The organism is Pseudomonas sp. NFACC14 (assembly GCF_900106885.1).
Classification (GTDB): domain Bacteria; phylum Pseudomonadota; class Gammaproteobacteria; order Pseudomonadales; family Pseudomonadaceae; genus Aquipseudomonas; species Aquipseudomonas fluorescens_AA.
Map to the genome: position 1 here is coordinate 331,953 of NZ_FNOA01000001.1, position 17,072 is coordinate 349,024.

General features: G+C 59.9%; 14 protein-coding genes. 10 read left to right on the forward strand and 4 right to left on the reverse strand.

Features of this window, described 5'->3' with window-relative positions; translation table 11 throughout:
* Window positions 1–15: 15 nt before the first annotated feature.
* The gene (locus BLU85_RS01640) at window positions 16–2,421 is read right to left on the reverse strand and encodes a DNA translocase FtsK (RefSeq protein WP_092196945.1); all 2,406 of its coding nucleotides are present in this window, start codon (window positions 2,419–2,421) and stop codon (window positions 16–18) included.
* A gap of 261 nt (window positions 2,422–2,682) precedes the next feature.
* Between BLU85_RS01640 and trxB the strand changes: the two genes are divergently transcribed.
* From trxB to infA, 4 genes are all read left to right on the forward strand, one after another.
* On the forward strand, window positions 2,683–3,642 hold the full coding sequence (trxB, locus tag BLU85_RS01645; RefSeq protein ID WP_092196948.1) for a thioredoxin-disulfide reductase: 960 nt from the start codon (window positions 2,683–2,685) through the stop codon (window positions 3,640–3,642).
* An 80-nt stretch (window positions 3,643–3,722) separates the two neighbouring features.
* The gene (aat, locus tag BLU85_RS01650; RefSeq protein ID WP_092196951.1) at window positions 3,723–4,403 is read left to right on the forward strand and encodes a leucyl/phenylalanyl-tRNA--protein transferase; all 681 of its coding nucleotides are present in this window, start codon (window positions 3,723–3,725) and stop codon (window positions 4,401–4,403) included.
* A 57-nt stretch (window positions 4,404–4,460) separates the two neighbouring features.
* Window positions 4,461–5,168, forward strand: coding sequence for an arginyltransferase (locus BLU85_RS01655; RefSeq protein ID WP_092196954.1), 708 nt, complete (start codon window positions 4,461–4,463; stop codon window positions 5,166–5,168).
* A gap of 122 nt (window positions 5,169–5,290) precedes the next feature.
* Window positions 5,291–5,509: a translation initiation factor IF-1 gene (gene infA, locus BLU85_RS01660; RefSeq protein ID WP_002553999.1), complete on the forward strand. Its 219-nt coding sequence runs from the start codon at window positions 5,291–5,293 to the stop codon at window positions 5,507–5,509.
* Between the two features lie 275 nt (window positions 5,510–5,784).
* Here the strand turns inward: infA and clpA are convergent, their stop codons facing one another.
* A complete protein-coding gene (gene clpA, locus BLU85_RS01665) occupies window positions 5,785–8,055 on the reverse strand; it encodes an ATP-dependent Clp protease ATP-binding subunit ClpA (RefSeq protein WP_072406802.1) in 2,271 nt (756 codons plus the stop codon).
* A gap of 29 nt (window positions 8,056–8,084) precedes the next feature.
* On the reverse strand, window positions 8,085–8,447 hold the full coding sequence (gene clpS, locus BLU85_RS01670; protein ID WP_003180089.1) for an ATP-dependent Clp protease adapter ClpS: 363 nt from the start codon (window positions 8,445–8,447) through the stop codon (window positions 8,085–8,087).
* A gap of 227 nt (window positions 8,448–8,674) precedes the next feature.
* On the opposite strand from clpS, the gene cspD reads away from it, so the two are divergent.
* Entirely contained in the window at window positions 8,675–8,950 is a 276-nt protein-coding gene (gene cspD / locus BLU85_RS01675) for a cold shock domain-containing protein CspD (protein ID WP_092196957.1), read from the forward strand.
* An 80-nt stretch (window positions 8,951–9,030) separates the two neighbouring features.
* On the opposite strand, the gene icd is transcribed toward cspD, so the two are convergent.
* A complete protein-coding gene (gene icd, locus BLU85_RS01680; protein ID WP_060741560.1) occupies window positions 9,031–10,287 on the reverse strand; it encodes an NADP-dependent isocitrate dehydrogenase in 1,257 nt (418 codons plus the stop codon).
* 482 nt (window positions 10,288–10,769) lie between these two features.
* On the opposite strand from icd, the gene BLU85_RS01690 reads away from it, so the two are divergent.
* The 5 genes from BLU85_RS01690 to hflD all read left to right on the forward strand — a co-directional run bounded on the left by BLU85_RS01690 (window position 10,770) and on the right by hflD (window position 16,865).
* On the forward strand, window positions 10,770–12,995 hold the full coding sequence (locus BLU85_RS01690) for an NADP-dependent isocitrate dehydrogenase (RefSeq protein ID WP_092196963.1): 2,226 nt from the start codon (window positions 10,770–10,772) through the stop codon (window positions 12,993–12,995).
* A gap of 561 nt (window positions 12,996–13,556) precedes the next feature.
* Window positions 13,557–14,438, forward strand: a complete 882-nt coding sequence (locus BLU85_RS01695) for a hypothetical protein (protein WP_092196966.1) — start codon at window positions 13,557–13,559, stop codon at window positions 14,436–14,438.
* 176 nt (window positions 14,439–14,614) lie between these two features.
* Window positions 14,615–15,061 (forward strand): NUDIX hydrolase, encoded by a 447-nt coding sequence (locus BLU85_RS01700; protein ID WP_092196969.1) that lies wholly within the window; start codon window positions 14,615–14,617, stop codon window positions 15,059–15,061.
* A 59-nt stretch (window positions 15,062–15,120) separates the two neighbouring features.
* Window positions 15,121–16,245, forward strand: a complete 1,125-nt coding sequence (gene mnmA / locus BLU85_RS01705) for a tRNA 2-thiouridine(34) synthase MnmA (protein WP_092196972.1) — start codon at window positions 15,121–15,123, stop codon at window positions 16,243–16,245.
* Window positions 16,242–16,865, forward strand: a complete 624-nt coding sequence (gene hflD / locus BLU85_RS01710; protein WP_060741554.1) for a high frequency lysogenization protein HflD — start codon at window positions 16,242–16,244, stop codon at window positions 16,863–16,865. Before mnmA ends, hflD begins: the two co-directional genes overlap by 4 nt.
* Window positions 16,866–17,072: the final 207 nt, after the last annotated feature.

Genomic DNA, 17,072 nt, shown 5'->3' on the forward strand with positions numbered 1-17,072 from the left:
AGGCCGCCCGGGTCATTAGTCGCGCATCGGGCCCGGCGCCAGTACTTCGCGCGAGCCGTTGGTGTTCATGGCCGTCACCACCCCGGCCATTTCCATGGCTTCGATCATGCGGGCGGCGCGGTTGTAGCCAATCTTCAGCTTGCGCTGGACGGCGGAAATGGAGGCCCGGCGGCTTTCCAGGACGAACTGCACCGCTTCGTCATAGAGCGCATCGGTTTCAGCGTCGTCGTCACCGCCGCCACTGCTGCCCTCGAAACCGCTACCGGCTTCTTCGACACCGTTGAGGATGTCGTCGTTGTATTCTGGGGCGCCACGCAACTTCCAGGCTTCCACCACGCGGTGCACTTCGTCATCGGAAACGAACGCACCGTGCACACGAATCGGCAGGCTGGTGCCCGGCGGCATGTAGAGCATGTCACCATGCCCCAGCAACTGCTCGGCGCCACCCTGGTCGATGATGGTCCGCGAGTCGATCTTGCTCGATACCTGGAACGCCATGCGGGTCGGGATGTTGGCCTTGATCAGGCCGGTGATCACGTCCACCGACGGCCGCTGCGTGGCGAGGATCAGGTGGATACCGGCCGCACGGGCCTTCTGGGCGATACGGGCGATCAGTTCTTCGACCTTCTTGCCGACGATCATCATCATGTCGGCGAATTCATCCACCACCACCACGATGGTCGGCAGCTTGTGCAGCAGCGGCGCCTCGTCGTGGATGCTCTCGCGGTGATACAACGGGTCGCTCAATGGCGTACCGGCCTCTTCGGCCTCCTTGACCTTGGCGTTGAAGCCCGACAGGTTGCGCACGCCCATCTTCGCCATCAGCTTGTAGCGGCGCTCCATCTCGGCGACGCTCCAGCGCAGGGCGTTGGCGGCGTCCTTCATGTCGGTGACCACCGGGCACAGCAAGTGCGGGATGCCCTCGTAGATCGACAGTTCGAGCATTTTCGGGTCGATCATGATCAGCTTGGCGTCTTCCGGACCGGACTTGAACAGGATCGACAGGATCATCGCGTTCACGCCCACCGACTTACCGGAACCGGTGGTACCGGCCACCAGCAGGTGGGGCATCTTCGCCAGATCGGTGATGACCGGCTTGCCGCCGATGTCGTGGCCCAGGGCCAGGGTGACCGGCGACTTGTGGTTGTCATACTCAGGCGTCGACAGCACCTCGGAGAAACGCACGATCTGGCGGTCTTCGTTGGGAATCTCGATACCCACGGTGGTCTTGCCGGGAATCACCTCCACCACTCGCACGCTGGTCACGGCCAGGGAACGCGCCAGGTCCTTCGCCAGGTTGGCGATGCGGCTGACCTTCACGCCGGCGGCGGGCTGGATTTCGTAGCGGGTGATCACCGGGCCCGGGTGGATCGAATCCACCGACACCTCGACCCCGAACTCCTTGAGCTTGATCTCCAGCAGGTGGCCGACGGCCGCCAGGGATTCGGGGGAATAATTGAGCTGCTTCTTCTCGGCCGGGTCCAGGATCGAGATCGGCGGCAAGGTGCCTTCCACCGCACTGTCGACGAACAGCGGCGCCTGTTTCTCTTTCTGCACCCGCTTGCTCTGCTCCGGCGGCTTGGCCGGGGCCATGGTGATGACCGGCGGCACCTGTTTTTCGCGCTCGGACATGTGCTTGCTCAAGGCCTGCTCACGCTCGATCAGGCGTTCCTTGACCTTGGCCTGCTCACGCTTGTCCGGCGTCGTCGGGGCCACCACGTCGTGGACGCGGTCGTCGACTTCACGCAGTTGCGCCACCAGTTGCTTGCGCTCGGTGCGCGCCGCCCACCAGCGGTTGACGGCGCCATGGATCAGTTCGATCAGGTCGAGGGTGATCTTGCCGGTGACGTCCATGACCTTGAACCAGGACAGGTCGGTGAATACCGTCAGGCCAAACAGGAACAGGGCGATGAACAACAACGTGCTGCCCTGGATGTTCAGGGCGTTCCTGGCCAGGTCGCCGAGGCTTTCCCCCAGCGCGCCACCCGCCCCGGCCGGCAAGCCGGTGGGCGTATGGAAATGGATATGGGCCAGCGCGGCCCCCGACAACACCAGGAACACCAGGCCGATCAGGCGCCAGGAGAACAGCCAGCCGCTCCACTGCCACGGCTCGTGGCGCTGGCGGAAGATCTGGTAGGCCTTGATCGCCAGCAGCAACGGGAAAATGTAGGCGAAATAGCCCAGCACCATGAACAGGATGTCGGCGCTGTAGGAACCGGCCGGACCGCCGAAATTCTGCACGTCGTCGATCTTGCTGTTATGGCTCCAGCCCGGGTCGTCCTTGCCGTAGGTCAGCAAGGCCATCATCAGGAACAGGCACAGGGCACCGATGGCGATCAATGCACCTTCCTTGAGCCGGTAGTGCAATTGCTGGCGCCAGAGCGGAACGACTGGTTTGGGTGCTGCGGTGGATTTCTTCAAAACGCTTCTTTTCCTGCGCCAACGGCGCGTCCATCTGTTGAATGACTATAAAAAACTGCCCATGACGAGCAGGTAAAAAAGTGAATGTGCACAACCGGTACTACTTTTACCACTGTGAGGTGCATCCAGAAAACTGCAGGCGTGGCCGAAAATGTTGATCTTTAGCCCATCCCGCGTTCAAAACCCCGGCATTGTACGGGTTTGTCTGCACCAATTGGACCATGCATTCTCTTTTGTGACAAAGGCTTATGAGGTGTTTTTATGAGCGAAGTGAAGCATTCACGCCTGATCATTCTGGGTTCCGGCCCTGCGGGGTACAGCGCGGCTGTCTATGCCGCCCGCGCCAACCTCAAACCCGTTGTCATTACTGGCCTGCAGGCCGGTGGCCAGCTCACCACCACCGTGGAAGTCGATAACTGGCCCGGCGATGTCGAAGGCCTGACCGGCCCGGTCCTGATGGAGCGCATGCAACGGCACGCCGAGCGTTTCGACACGCAGATCGTCTACGACCATATCCACACCGCCAAGTTGCAGCAGCGCCCCTTCGAATTGATCGGCGACAGCGGCATCTACACCTGTGATGCGCTGATCATTGCCACCGGCGCCTCGGCCCAGTACCTGGGGCTGCCCTCGGAAGAGAGCTTCGCCGGCAAAGGGGTTTCGGCGTGCGCGACGTGCGACGGCTTTTTCTATCGCAACCAGGTGGTAGCGGTCGTCGGCGGCGGCAATACCGCGGTCGAGGAAGCCCTGTACCTGTCGAACATCGCCAGGGAAGTGCACCTGATCCACCGCCGCGACAAGCTGCGCGCCGAGAAAATCCTCCAGGACAAACTCTTCGAAAAGGCCACCAGCGGCAACATCAAGCTGCACTGGAACCAGAACCTGGATGAAGTCCTGGGCGACGCCAGCGGCGTGACCGGCGCGCGCCTGCGGCACAGCGAGACCGGCGAAACCAGCACCTTGTCCCTCGCCGGGGTGTTCATCGCCATCGGCCATAAACCCAATACCGATCTGTTCCAGGGCCAGTTGACGATGCGCGACGGCTACCTGCTCGTGCACGGCGGCAGCGAAGGCAACGCCACCGCGACCGATATCGAAGGTGTATTCGCCGCAGGCGACGTGGCCGACCATGTCTATCGCCAGGCGATTACCTCCGCTGGCGCCGGCTGCATGGCCGCACTCGACGCGGAGAAGTATCTCGATGACATCCCTGCCGTTTGACGGTTAACCTTCCAGGCGGGTGCTCGCTGACGGGCGAGCCCCGCATCTGCCGCCCTCCCCTTCTACAAAGCCGGACACCCATGCTGACCTGGTTACAACGCAACAGCCTCGAATTTCCGCCACTGGCAAAAGCCATGCGCGATCCCAACGGATTATTGGCCGCCGGTGGCGATCTATCCGCCGACCGGCTGATCCAGGCCTACCGCCACGGCTGCTTCCCATGGTTTTCCGAGGGGCAACCAATCCTGTGGTGGTCGCCGGATCCACGCACGGTGTTGTTTCCCGACGAACTGCACATATCCCGCAGCCTGGGCAAACTGTTGCGCAAGCAGCGTTATGAAGTGACGTTCGATCGGGATTTTGCCGCGGTCATCCAGGCCTGCGCGGCGCCGCGAGACTATGCCGAAGGCACCTGGATCACCGACGCCATGCAAACCGCTTATCTGGAACTGCACCGACGCGGCTTCGCTCATTCGGTGGAAGTCTGGGACCAAGGTCTGCTGGTGGGCGGCCTGTATGGCTTGGCCATGGGCCAGTTGTTTTTTGGCGAATCCATGTTCAGCCGGGCCGACAATGCGTCGAAATTCGGCTTCGCCACCCTGGTCCAACACCTCAAGGCCGCCGGGTTCGTGCTGATCGACTGTCAGATGCCCACCGAGCACCTGCACAGCCTGGGCGCTCGGTCAATTCCACGCACCGAATTTGCGGGCTATCTAAAGGCGCATCTGGACCTGCCCAACCAGGCAACATGGGTTTGCTGAGCGACATTCGCGCTCCTGGCTTACAATTAAATCCAAAGCTTATTCCGAGGGCCGATCATGACCGAGTTGGCGCGTTTGAAGTTCTATGCCACTCAGCCCCACTCTTGCAGTTACCTGCCGGAGGAGCAGGCCACGACGCTGTTCCTCGACCCTAGCCAGCCCATGGATGTGCATGTCTACGCAGACCTGTCGGAAATGGGCTTTCGTCGCAGTGGCGATCATCTCTACCGGCCCCATTGCCAGCATTGCAACGCCTGCGTCCCGGCGCGCATTCCCGTGGCGCAATTTTTACCCAATCGCCAGCAGAAACGCATTTTCAAGCGCAACGCCGACCTTCAGGTCCGCCCGGTCAAGCCGCAGTTCACCGAGGAATACTTCGACCTGTACCAACGCTACATCGAACAACGCCATGCCGATGGCGACATGTACCCGCCCAGCCGGGATCAGTTCTCGACCTTCCTGGTGCGCGACCTGCCGTTTTCCCGCTTCTATGAGTTCCGGCTGGAGGGGCGACTGGTCGCCATCGCTGTCACAGACCTGCTGCCCAACGGCCTTTCAGCGGTCTACACCTTCTATGAGCCGCAAGAAGAACGGCGCAGCCTGGGGCGCTTCGCCATTCTCTGGCAAATCAACGAAGCCCGGCGCCTGGGGCTGGAAGCGGTGTACTTGGGCTACTGGATCAAGAACTGCAAGAAAATGAACTACAAGACCCAATATCGGCCTATCGAATTGCTGATTAACCAGCGATGGGTCGTCCTGAGTTAGAACCCTTTGGCTTAAAAGCTAGAACCCCTTGGCTTGCCCCCCCTTTTTCGGGCACAATGCACGCCGCTTTTGCCTGGCGCAGTTGCACCGGGCCATTCACTGGACACCGAGGGCTTTACTGCATGTCGAAAGAAGACAGCTTCGAAATGGAAGGCACTGTCGTCGACACCCTGCCCAACACCATGTTTCGTGTGGAGTTGGAAAATGGGCACGTCGTAACCGCGCATATCTCCGGCAAGATGCGCAAGAACTACATTCGTATTCTTACCGGTGACAAAGTGCGCGTCGAGCTGACGCCCTATGACTTGAGCAAAGGGCGCATCACTTACCGCGCTCGCTAACAAGTCAATGCAAGACGCCCGGCTAGATGCCGGGCGTTTTTGTTTGCCTGCGATTTGCCCAATCTTCAGAAACACACAGCCTCCCCTGTGAGAGCGAGCTTGCTCGCGATGGTGGCGGTACATTCGGCATTGATGCAAGCTGATCCGCCGCTATCGCGAGCAAGCTCGCTCCCACAAGGGATTAGCGGTGAAACACAATCTTGTGCCATGCCCACAACAGCCAGTAACAGCAAAAAGGCGCCTTTCGGCGCCTTTTGCTTTGTTGCAGTCAACGATCAGGCCATTTCGGCCGTGGTTTCGAAGTCGAAGGTCAGTTCGCCGTCCTTGATGTCGATGTGAACCACACCGCCATGCTCGGCCAGCTCGCCAAAGAGGATCTCCTCCGCCAGCGGACGCTTGATCTTGTCCTGGATCAAGCGAGCCATCGGCCGCGCACCCATCGTCACATCGTAACCACCTTCGGCCAGCCAACTGCGAGCCGCATCGGTAACCTCCAGCAACACACGCTTGTCTTCGAGCTGCGCCTGAAGTTCGGTAAGGAACTTGTCCACCACGCTCTTGATGACTTCATGACTGAGGCGACCGAACTGGATAATGGTGTCCAGGCGATTGCGGAACTCAGGCGTGAAGCTCTTCTTGATCACTTCCATCGCATCGGACGAGTGGTCCTGATGAGTGAAACCGATCGAAGCGCGAGCTGCGGTTTCGGCACCGGCGTTCGTGGTCATGATGAGGATCACGTTGCGGAAGTCCGCCTTGCGCCCGTTGTTATCGGTCAGCGTACCGTGGTCCATTACCTGCAGGAGCAGATTGAAGACTTCCGGATGCGCCTTCTCGATTTCGTCGAGCAGCAATACGCAGTGCGGTTGCTTGGTGATGGCTTCGGTCAACAGGCCGCCCTGGTCGAAACCGACATAACCCGGAGGCGCACCGATCAGACGCGATACGGTATGGCGCTCCATGTACTCGGACATGTCGAAGCGCACCAGCTCGATGCCCATCGCCTTGGCCAACTGTCGCGCCGCCTCGGTCTTGCCGACCCCGGTAGGACCGGCGAACAGGAACGAGCCCACCGGTTTGTCCGGCGACTTGAGACCGGCGCGGGACAGCTTGATGGCGGTCGACAGCGAGTCGATGGCCGCATCCTGGCCGAACACCGTCAGCTTCAGGTCACGCTCCAGGTTACGCAGCAGTTCCTTGTCGGAACTGGTGACGTGCTTGGGCGGAATACGCGCGATTTTCGCCACGATATCCTCGACCTGAGGCACTTCGATGCGCTTGACGCGTTTCTCCACGGGCTGCAGGCGCTGGTAGGCACCCGCTTCGTCGATGACGTCGATGGCCTTGTCCGGCATGTGCCGGTCGTTGATGTAGCGCGAGGCCAGTTCAGCCGCCGCACGCAAGGCTTCATCGCTGTATTCGATGTTGTGGTGCAGCTCGAAACGCCCTTTCAGGCCGCGCAGGATGCCAATGGTGTCCTCCACCGAAGGTTCCGACACATCGACCTTCTGGAAACGCCGGGCCAGGGCGCGGTCTTTCTCGAAGATCCCGCGAAATTCCTGGAACGTGGTCGAGCCGATGCAACGGATATCACCCGACGACAGCAGCGGCTTGAGCAGGTTCGACGCATCCATGACCCCGCCCGACGCCGCCCCGGCACCGATAATGGTGTGGATTTCGTCGATGAACAGGATCGCCTGCGGACGTTTTTTCAGTTCACCGAGCAACGCCTTGAAGCGCTTCTCGAAATCGCCGCGGTATTTGGTACCGGCCAGCAAGGCGCCCAGGTCGAGGGAATACACCACGCTGTTGGCCAGCAGGTCCGGCACCTGGTTATCGACGATGCGCTTGGCCAGGCCTTCGGCAATCGCGGTCTTGCCCACGCCTGCCTCGCCCACCAGCAATGGATTGTTCTTGCGACGCCGGGCCAGGATCTGGGCCACGCGCTCGACTTCCGCCTCGCGCCCGACCAACGGATCGATCCGGCCCTGGCGCGCCAGTTCGTTCAGGTTGCTGGCATAGGCATCCAATGGGTTGCCTGAAGAAGAAGACTCACCGCCCTCGTCGTCCTGCATATCCTGCTCACCTTCGGAATGATCGCCATGCCCCGGCACCTTGGAGATGCCATGGGCGATGTAGTTGACGACATCGATACGCGCAACGCTCTGCTGCTTGAGCAGGAACACCGCCTGGCTTTCCTGCTCGCTGAAGATGGCGACCAGCACGTTGGCGCCGGTGACTTCACGCTTGCCCGAGCTCTGTACGTGGAAGACAGCACGCTGCAGGACACGCTGGAAGCCCAGGGTTGGCTGGGTTTCACGATCCTCGTCATGCACGGGGATCAATGGCGTGGTGGAGTCGATGAACTCCTGCAGATCATGCTTGAGTTTATCGAGGTTCGCGCCGCAGGCACGCAAAACGGTGGCGGCAGCCTCGTTATCCAATAGGGCCAGCAGCAGGTGCTCGACGGTCATGAATTCATGACGCTTCGAACGAGCCTCCTTGAAGGCAAGATTGAGGGTGACTTCGAGCTCGCGGTTTAACATAGCTTCACCTCATACCCAAGTGGTCGGCGTTAACCGTCCTTCTCGATTTCACAGAGTAGCGGATGCTGGCTTTCCCGGGCGTACTGGTTGACCTGCATGGCCTTCGTCTCGGCGATGTCGCGGGTAAACACTCCACATACTGCCCGTCCCTCTGTATGGACGGCCAGCATGACCTTGGTCGCCAGCTCCCGATTCAGGTTAAAAAACACCTCGAGCACTTCGACGACGAAATCCATCGGTGTGTAGTCATCGTTGAACAAAACCACCTTGTACATCGGTGGCGCCTGTAATGCGGGCTTTGCTTCCTGAACAGCAATGCCTGCGGAATCGTCGTCGTGTAGATCCGGGCGATCCTGATTGAATGTTAGTCGAATCTGGCTGACTGCATGCATGGAAAGAAAGGTTCGTTTAGTTGGCGAATACAGTGATGGGGGCGCTTGTGGGCGATTTCAACCACGACCACCGGAGCCACCTTGACTATCGGGAAAACGGTGTTACAACCAATAGAGCCCATCGTGGGTTAAAAAGGTCCGTGGAATCTATCCTGTTAACAAGATTAGCCTGCGGATGGACTGGATGATACTCCAGTGATGGAGTGCGTTGCAGAGGGAAATGGGTTATGTCGGTCGTCAAGATGAAGGGTAAGGTGAAATGGTTCAATAATGCCAAGGGTTACGGTTTCATTCTTGCGGACGGCAAGGATATTGGAGACCTGTTCGCCCATTTTTCGGCGATCGAGATGGACGGCTACAAGACCCTGAAGGCTGGGCAGCCTGTGACATTCAACGTCATCCAGGGGCCCAAGGGCCTGCACGCGGTCAACATCAAGGTTGTCCTCGCCGAAGACTCGCCCGCCCCTGTCAACGCCATTGCCAGGGTCACCGAGCCCCATTGACCGGCAGTCGCCACCCCGACTGAATGAAAATGCCCGGTTCGATCACTCGAACCGGGCATTCGCGCTGAGCGCCGATTCGCTTACATGTGCGAGATCAGGGCATCACCGAAGCCCGAGGACGATACCAGCTTGGCGCCCTCCATCAGGCGTTCGAAGTCATAGGTCACGGTCTTGGCCGAAATCGCGCCGTTGGTGCCCTTGATGATCAGGTCGGCCGCTTCGGTCCAACCCATGTGGCGCAGCATCATTTCCGCCGACAGAATCAGCGAGCCCGGGTTGACCTGGTCCTTGCCGGCATACTTGGGCGCGGTACCGTGGGTGGCTTCGAACATCGCCACGGTGTCGGACAGGTTGGCACCCGGCGCGATACCGATACCGCCCACTTCCGCCGCCAGGGCGTCGGACAGGTAGTCACCGTTCAGGTTCAGGGTGGCGATCACGTCATACTCGGCCGGACGCAACAGGATCTGCTGCAACATCGCATCGGCGATGGCGTCCTTGACGATGACGTTCTTGCCGGTCCGCGGGTTCTTGAACTGCATCCACGGCCCGCCGTCGAGCAGGGTCGCGCCGAACTCTTCGGCCGCCACTTCGTAGGCCCATTCCTTGAAGGCACCTTCGGTGAACTTCATGATGTTGCCTTTATGCACGATGGTCAGCGAATCGCGGTCGTTGTCGACCACATATTGCAGGGCCTTGCGAGCCAGGCGCTTGGTGCCCTGCTTGGAAACCGGCTTGACGCCGATGCCGCAATCCTCGTCGAAACGGATCTTGGTCACGCCCATTTCTTCTTTCAGGAACTTGATGACCTTGGTGGCTTCGGGCGAGCCGGCTTTCCACTCGATGCCCGCGTAGATGTCCTCGGAGTTCTCACGGAAGATCGTCATGTCCACGTCGCCAGGCTTCTTGACCGGGCTTGGCACACCTTCGAACCAGCGCACCGGCCGCAGGCAGACATACAGGTCGAGCTGCTGGCGCAGCGCTACGTTCAACGAACGGATACCGCCACCGACCGGCGTGGTCAGCGGGCCCTTGATGGAAACCACGTAGTCCTTGACCGCATCCAGGGTTTCCTGGGGCAGCCAGGTGTCCTGGTCGTAGACCTGGGTCGCTTTTTCACCGGCATAGACTTCCATCCAGGAAATCTTGCGCTTGCCGCCATAGGCCTTCTGAACCGCAGCGTCCACAACCTTGATCATGACCGGGCTGATATCGACGCCAATGCCGTCGCCTTCGATGAAGGGGATGATCGGGTTGTCGGGAACATTAAGAGAATGGTCTGCATTGACGGTGATTTTGTCACCGACGGCTGGAACCTGAATCTTTTGATACCCCATGCTGAACTCCATTGCTTGGATTGAACATCTGGCTGCGTTCGAGCGTACCCCAGTTGAATCGGCACGCAAACCCTACGTTAGGCCCATCGGCGGCAAAGCGTTGCACTTCGCCGCGTACAACCCTGAAAACCAAGGGAAAAGCGCCAAACATGAGCATAGTCCGCCCCAGGGGTACTGCGACGTTTAGACCAATGGACGTGTACGGAAGTCTATGAACCATCGGCAGATCGCCAGCTACCTATGTATAATGCCGCCGCTGACCACAGGGTCACGACGGCTGACGGCTCTATCACAGGACTTTCCGCCAACTTAAAAGCCGGACCGTTACCGCGGCCCAACCGCTTGACGCTCGACTGATGCACCCAACATCACCGCGAAGAAACCTCGACATTCGGTTCACGGATGACTTTGAACGAACGCGCTTACCCGGCGCCCCTCGAGTTTCTGCGCATGCTTTAGCAAAGAAGAGAGTTAATCCGAATATGCCCACCCGCTCGAAGATCATCTATACCTTCACCGACGAAGCGCCTGCCCTCGCCACCTATTCGCTGCTGCCGATCGTCGAAGCCTTTACCGCTTCGGCCGATATCGCCGTGGAAACCCGCGATATCTCCCTCGCAGGGCGCATCCTGGCCAGCTTCCCCGAGCAACTGGGTGACAAAGCCGTAGCCGACCACCTCGCCGAACTGGGCGACCTGGCCGTTACGCCTGAAGCCAACATCATCAAGCTGCCGAACATCAGCGCCTCGGTGCCGCAACTGCAGGCCGCGATCAAGGAATTGCAGGCCCAGGGCTACGCGCTGCCGGACTACCCGGAAACCGTGACCACCGACGCCGAGAAAGATGCTCGTGCCCGTTACGACAAGGTCAAGGGCAGCGCCGTGAACCCGGTCCTGCGCGAAGGCAACTCCGACCGCCGCGCACCGCTGTCGGTCAAGAACTACGCACGCAAGCACCCACACAAGATGGGCGCCTGGGCCGCGGACTCCAAGTCCCACGTAGCCCACATGAGCACCGGCGATTTCTACGGCAGCGAAAAAGCCGCCCTGATCGACGCCGCCGGCAGTGTGAAAATCGAGCTGATCGCCCAGGACGGCACTGCCACTGTCCTGAAGGAAAAAACCACCGTACAAGCCGGTGAGATCCTCGACTGCGCCGTGATGAGCAAGAACGCCCTGCGCGACTTCATCGCCGCTGAAATCGAAGACGCCAAGCAAAAAGGCGTGCTGCTGTCGGTTCACCTCAAGGCCACCATGATGAAGGTCTCCGACCCGATCATGTTCGGCCAGATCGTTGCCGAGTTCTATAAAGACGCCCTGGCCAAGCACGCACAAGTGCTGGAGCAGATCGGCTTCAACCTGAACAACGGCATCGGCGACCTGTACGCCCGCATCAAGGCCCTGCCGGCCGAGCAACAGGCGCAGATCGAAGCCGACATCCAGGCGGTCTACGCGGCGCGCCCCTCCCTGGCGATGGTCAACTCCGACAAAGGCATCACCAACCTGCACGTGCCGAGCGACGTGATCGTCGACGCCTCGATGCCGGCCATGATCCGTGACTCCGGCAAGATGTGGGGCACCGACGGCCAACTGCACGACACCAAGGCCGTGATCCCGGATCGCTGCTACGCCACCATCTACCAGGCGGTGATCGAAGACTGCAAGCAACACGGCGCCTTCGACCCTACCACCATGGGCAGCGTGCCGAACGTCGGCCTGATGGCCAAGAAAGCCGAAGAATACGGCTCCCACGACAAGACCTTCCAGATCAAGGCCGACGGCGTGGTCCGCGTTTCGGACAACATCGGTCGCACGTTGCTGGAGCAGAACGTCGAGGCTGGCGACATCTTCCGCATGTGCCAGACCAAGGACGCGCCGATCCAGGACTGGGTCAAACTGGCCGTCAACCGTGCCCGCGCCAGCAGCACCCCGGCGATCTTCTGGCTGGACCCGATGCGCGCCCACGACGGCGTCGTCATCGAGAAAGTCCAGACCTACCTGAAGGACCACGACACCAGCGGCCTGGACATTCGCATCATGTCGCCTGTCGACGCGATGAAGTTCACCCTGGGCCGCACCCGCGAAGGCAAGGACACCATCTCGGTGACCGGCAACGTGCTGCGTGACTACCTGACCGACCTGTTCCCGATCATGGAACTGGGCACCAGCGCCAAGATGCTGTCGATCGTGCCGCTGATGAACGGCGGTGGCCTGTTCGAAACCGGCGCTGGCGGCTCGGCGCCCAAGCACGTTCAGCAGTTGCTGGAAGAGAACTTCCTGCGCTGGGATTCCCTGGGCGAGTTCCTGGCCCTGGCCGCGTCCCTCGAACACCTGGGCGTGACCTACAACAACCCGAAAGCCCTGGTGCTGGCCAAGACCCTCGACCAGGCCACCGGTGAGTTCCTGGACCGCAACAAGTCGCCTTCGCGCAAGGTCGGCGGCATCGACAACCGCGGCAGCCACTTCTACCTGACCTTGTTCTGGGCCCAGGCACTGGCCGCCCAGGACGACGACGCAGCCCTCAAGGCCCAGTTCGCTTCCCTGGCCAAGACATTGACCGACAACGAAGAAAAGATCGTTGCCGAACTCAATGCCGTGCAGGGCAAGTCCGTGGACATCGGCGGTTACTACTTCGCCAACCCCGAGCTGACCAGCAAGGCCATGCGCCCGAGCAGCACCTTCAACGCGGCGATTGCTGCGCTGGTGTAAGGTTGTAAGGGAACACCACGAACCCCGGCCTTGTGCCGGGGTTTGTGTTTCCGGCCCCAGCACTTCCTGCCTGTGGGAGCCAAGCTTGCTCGCGATGACGGCTGCACATTCAACATCGATGCAAGCAGCCCCACCCTGTCGCGAGCAAGCTCGACTCCCACAGAAGGCACAGCCGCCCTTCACCCTCTTTTGACTCACTCATGCTGGCTACCCAGGCTCGCCTTGACAGAACAACGAGACAGCCTAGCCTTAAAAGCATCGTTCTAAGTACGCCCTCTTCACTGAAGGCGCATGAAGTAAAACATGAGCGCCGAAAGCCCCGGCTTGATCCAAGCACACCCTTTCAGCGTTTGTGGATGCGGGATGTCTCGGCAAGAGAACGAGAGAGCGTCAGATCGGGCAGCATTCTGAACTGCCTGCAGCGGTATCGACCTCAAGTGGAGCGAAACCGGGTTGCTCGAATCGCCTGTGTAGCGATAGCAATCCTTCCTGGTTTGAGTTTTTAACGAACGACACGCTAAAAACTCATTACCTGATTCGCATCCGTTGAGGAAGCACACCATGAAAAACAATGCGCAAGTAACCCTCCCCGCCCAAAGGCACTTCTCTATTGGTAACTGGAGCTTTCTGGAGCTGACAGTTTCCCCAACCCTCTATAAAAGAGACCATGACAATGAGCCCTTCGCCTATTATGAAGTGAGCAAGATCAGCTCTACGGGTGGAAGATACTCTACCGACGTTCGTACCAATGACCATGGCCAGCGATACAGCTACGCCACTGCCTCCCATGAATTACTGTTTAAAAGCGCATCCGCCGAATACCGATTCAATGCGACCAAGTTTGGAAATCAAGTCACCTACTCAACCAACTCACCGGGCGCCTCGGTCGAAGCGTTCTATTTTATCTTCGATGATTTTCTCCGCATGATCGAACTTACAATGCGCAAGCCGGGAGAGCCCACCGAGCGAGCGAGAGATGAGGCCGACAGGGAGTGCGAGGTTCAGATCAACGGCCAGATCATTCAATGCCCTTCAGCCGACCCTGTGCATCCCGCCCCCCAAAAAAAAGTGTCGCAAATCGTTTTCGCAGACACGGATAAATTTTCTTTTTTATCCAACGTCAATCTCTATTTTTCGGGCTGCGACGTATACCTGGAAGAGTCTCCAGAGAAAATAAAAAAAATTGATCGACACGGCGAGGGCAATCCAAGTGCGGCCACCGGATACTACCTCACACCGGACAAGAACTACCCTCCCGGAATCACAACCCTGACTATAAAAGACGGGTTTTCGGAAACGACGGCTGTCGTCGAGTTCGATCACGACACACTCGACAAACAGGTCACCATGACAATTAAATCATTCACAAGCAAACTGTGCGATATCCGAGCATTCACCTACAACGAACACCACTTTCCCAATGCGATATGCCTTGCCCTTTAAGGGCGTCCAAACCTTGCATGGGCCAGCATCGCTGACAAGGGAAACATAACCATAGGCGTGGGCATTTGCTCGGGACGGCGATTGGTCATTCATTTAATATCGATTGACCCGCCGCTATCGCGAGCAAGCTCGCTCCACGGTGGCCCATATTCCCTCCGAGAAATTAAAGGAACCCCATGGACTGGCAACCCCACATCACCGTCGCCACCATCGTCGAGGACAACGGCCGTTTCCTGATGGTGGAAGAATCCAAGGGCGGACGCGCGGTGCTCAACCAGCCCGCCGGACACCTGGACCCGAACGAAACGCTGATCGAAGCCGCCGTGCGCGAAACCCTGGAAGAAACCGGCTGGGACGTCGAGCCCACCGGCGTGACCGGCATTTACCTGTACACCGCCCCCAGCAACGGTGTGACCTACCAACGTGTCTGTTTCGCCGCCAAGGCCTTGCAACACCACCCCGAGTATCAATTGGACGACGGCATCCTCGGCGCCAAATGGCTGACCCGCGACGAACTGCTCGAGCGGCGCGAGCACTGGCGCAGCGAGCTGATCATCCGTTGCATCGACGATTATCTGGCCGGCCATTGCCACAGTCTGACGCTGATCCGTCCTTCTCTTTAGCCTTGCGCGCCCGGGCCTGATAGAATCGCGTCCTTTTTCAAGACACTCATTGAATTCCTATGCGTGATCCAGCCCCTTCTGACACACCCAAGAAGCGCGTCATTGTCGGCATGTCCGGCGGCGTGGACTCTTCCGTTTCCGCCCTTCTGCTGATCGAGCAGGGTTATGAGGTGGAAGGCCTGTTCATGAAGAACTGGGAAGAAGACGACGGAACCGAATACTGCACCGCCATGGATGACCTGGCGGACGCCCAGGCCGTGTGCGACAAGATCGGCATCAAGCTGCACACCGCCAACTTCGCCGCCGAGTACTGGGATAACGTGTTCGAGCACTTCCTGGCCGAATACAAGGCCGGTCGCACGCCGAACCCGGACATCCTCTGCAACCGCGAAATCAAGTTCAAGGCGTTCCTCGACTACGCCATGATGCTGGGCGCCGACCTGATCGCAACCGGCCACTACGTGCGCCGCCGCGACATCGATGGCCGCACCGAACTGCTCAAGGGCCTGGACCCTAACAAGGACCAGAGCTACTTCCTGCATGCCGTCGGTGGCGAGCAGATCGCCAAGACCCTGTTCCCGGTAGGCGAACTGGAAAAGCCCGAAGTGCGCGCGATTGCTGAAAAACACCAGCTCGCCACCGCCAAGAAGAAGGACTCCACCGGGATCTGCTTCATTGGCGAGCGCCGTTTCAGCGACTTCCTCAAGCAATACCTGCCAGCCCAGCCGGGCGAGATCAAGACGACCGAAGGCGAAGTCATCGGCCGCCACCATGGCCTGATGTACCACACCATCGGCCAGCGCCAGGGCCTGGGCATCGGCGGGCTGAAAGACGCCGGGGAAGAGCCGTGGTACGTGCTGGTCAAGGACCTGGAGCACAACGAGTTGATCGTCGGCCAGGGCAACGACCATCCCTGGCTGTTTTCCCGCGCCCTGCTCGCCTCTGACATCTACTGGGTCAACCCGATCGACCTCAGCGAACCACGCCGCCTGACGGCCAAGGTTCGCTACCGCCAGAGCGACCAACCCTGCACCCTGGAAAAAACCGCCACGGGCTACCGCGCCACCTTCGATGACCCGCAGCGAGCGGTCACACCCGGCCAATCCGTAGTGTTCTACGACGACGACATCTGCCTGGGCGGCGGCGTGATCGAAGTCGCAGAGCCCTGGAGCAACCAGGCATGAACCCGATCCAGGAACAACTGACGGCATTGGGTGGCGTGTTTCTCGCCGCCGTGCTGGTGGACAGGATCGCCAAGACCGGCCAGGCCACCGAGGCGGGCGTGGCCTGCATGCTCGGCAGCCTGCTGGTTCGCGACCCCAAGGACACCCTGGAAGTCTATGGCGGCGACGACCTGAACCTGCGCGAAGGCTACCGTGCGCTGATCGGCGCCCTGGAGCGCGATCCCAGCGCCCTGCAACGCGAGCCGCTGCGCTATGCCCTGTCGATGCTGGGCCTCGAGCGCCAGTTGGCCAAGCGCGACGACCTGCTGGAGACCATCGGCAAACGCTTGCCGCAGATCCAGTCCCAGGTCGAGCACTTCGGCCCGGCTCACGAAAACGTCGTCGCGGCCTGCGGTTCGCTGTATCAGGACACCTTGAGCACCTTGCGCCAGCGCATCCAGGTGCATGGCGACATGCGCAACCTGCAACAGCCAAGCAATGCCTCGAAGATCCGCGCCCTGCTGCTGGCCGGGATTCGCTCGGCACGACTTTGGCGGCAGTTGGGTGGCCATCGCTGGCAACTGGTGATCAGCCGCCGCAAATTGCTGAAAGAGCTTTACCCGTTGATGCGCAACGAATAAGTCGCCTCGACCTGCTTTTTTTGTGGCGAAGGCGCTTGCTCCCGCCGGGTTTGTAGGAGCTGCCGAGCGAAGCGAGGCTGCGATCTTTCCCCTGACGCTTGAGTCTCAGGCGAAAGATCAAAAGATCGCAGCCTTCGGCAGCCCTACAAGCCCGGCGGGAGCAAGCGCCCTCGCCACAGGTAATAACAGTTTTAGTTTGTCACGCGT

What these genes read in the sequence shown, in the direction of transcription:
- trxB (WP_092196948.1), top strand. Translation starts at nt 2,683, where the DNA reads ATGAGCGAAGTGAAGCATTCACGCCTGATCATTCTGGGTTCCGGCCCT.
- aat (WP_092196951.1), top strand. Translation starts at nt 3,723, where the DNA reads ATGCTGACCTGGTTACAACGCAACAGCCTCGAATTTCCGCCACTGGCA.
- BLU85_RS01655 (WP_092196954.1), top strand. Translation starts at nt 4,461, where the DNA reads ATGACCGAGTTGGCGCGTTTGAAGTTCTATGCCACTCAGCCCCACTCT.
- infA (WP_002553999.1), top strand. Translation starts at nt 5,291, where the DNA reads ATGTCGAAAGAAGACAGCTTCGAAATGGAAGGCACTGTCGTCGACACC.
- clpA (WP_072406802.1), bottom strand. Translation starts at nt 8,055, where the DNA reads ATGTTAAACCGCGAGCTCGAAGTCACCCTCAATCTTGCCTTCAAGGAG.
- clpS (WP_003180089.1), bottom strand. Translation starts at nt 8,447, where the DNA reads ATGCATGCAGTCAGCCAGATTCGACTAACATTCAATCAGGATCGCCCG.
- cspD (WP_092196957.1), top strand. Translation starts at nt 8,675, where the DNA reads ATGTCGGTCGTCAAGATGAAGGGTAAGGTGAAATGGTTCAATAATGCC.
- icd (WP_060741560.1), bottom strand. Translation starts at nt 10,287, where the DNA reads ATGGGGTATCAAAAGATTCAGGTTCCAGCCGTCGGTGACAAAATCACC.
- BLU85_RS01690 (WP_092196963.1), top strand. Translation starts at nt 10,770, where the DNA reads ATGCCCACCCGCTCGAAGATCATCTATACCTTCACCGACGAAGCGCCT.
- BLU85_RS01695 (WP_092196966.1), top strand. Translation starts at nt 13,557, where the DNA reads ATGAAAAACAATGCGCAAGTAACCCTCCCCGCCCAAAGGCACTTCTCT.
- BLU85_RS01700 (WP_092196969.1), top strand. Translation starts at nt 14,615, where the DNA reads ATGGACTGGCAACCCCACATCACCGTCGCCACCATCGTCGAGGACAAC.
- mnmA (WP_092196972.1), top strand. Translation starts at nt 15,121, where the DNA reads ATGCGTGATCCAGCCCCTTCTGACACACCCAAGAAGCGCGTCATTGTC.
- hflD (WP_060741554.1), top strand. Translation starts at nt 16,242, where the DNA reads ATGAACCCGATCCAGGAACAACTGACGGCATTGGGTGGCGTGTTTCTC.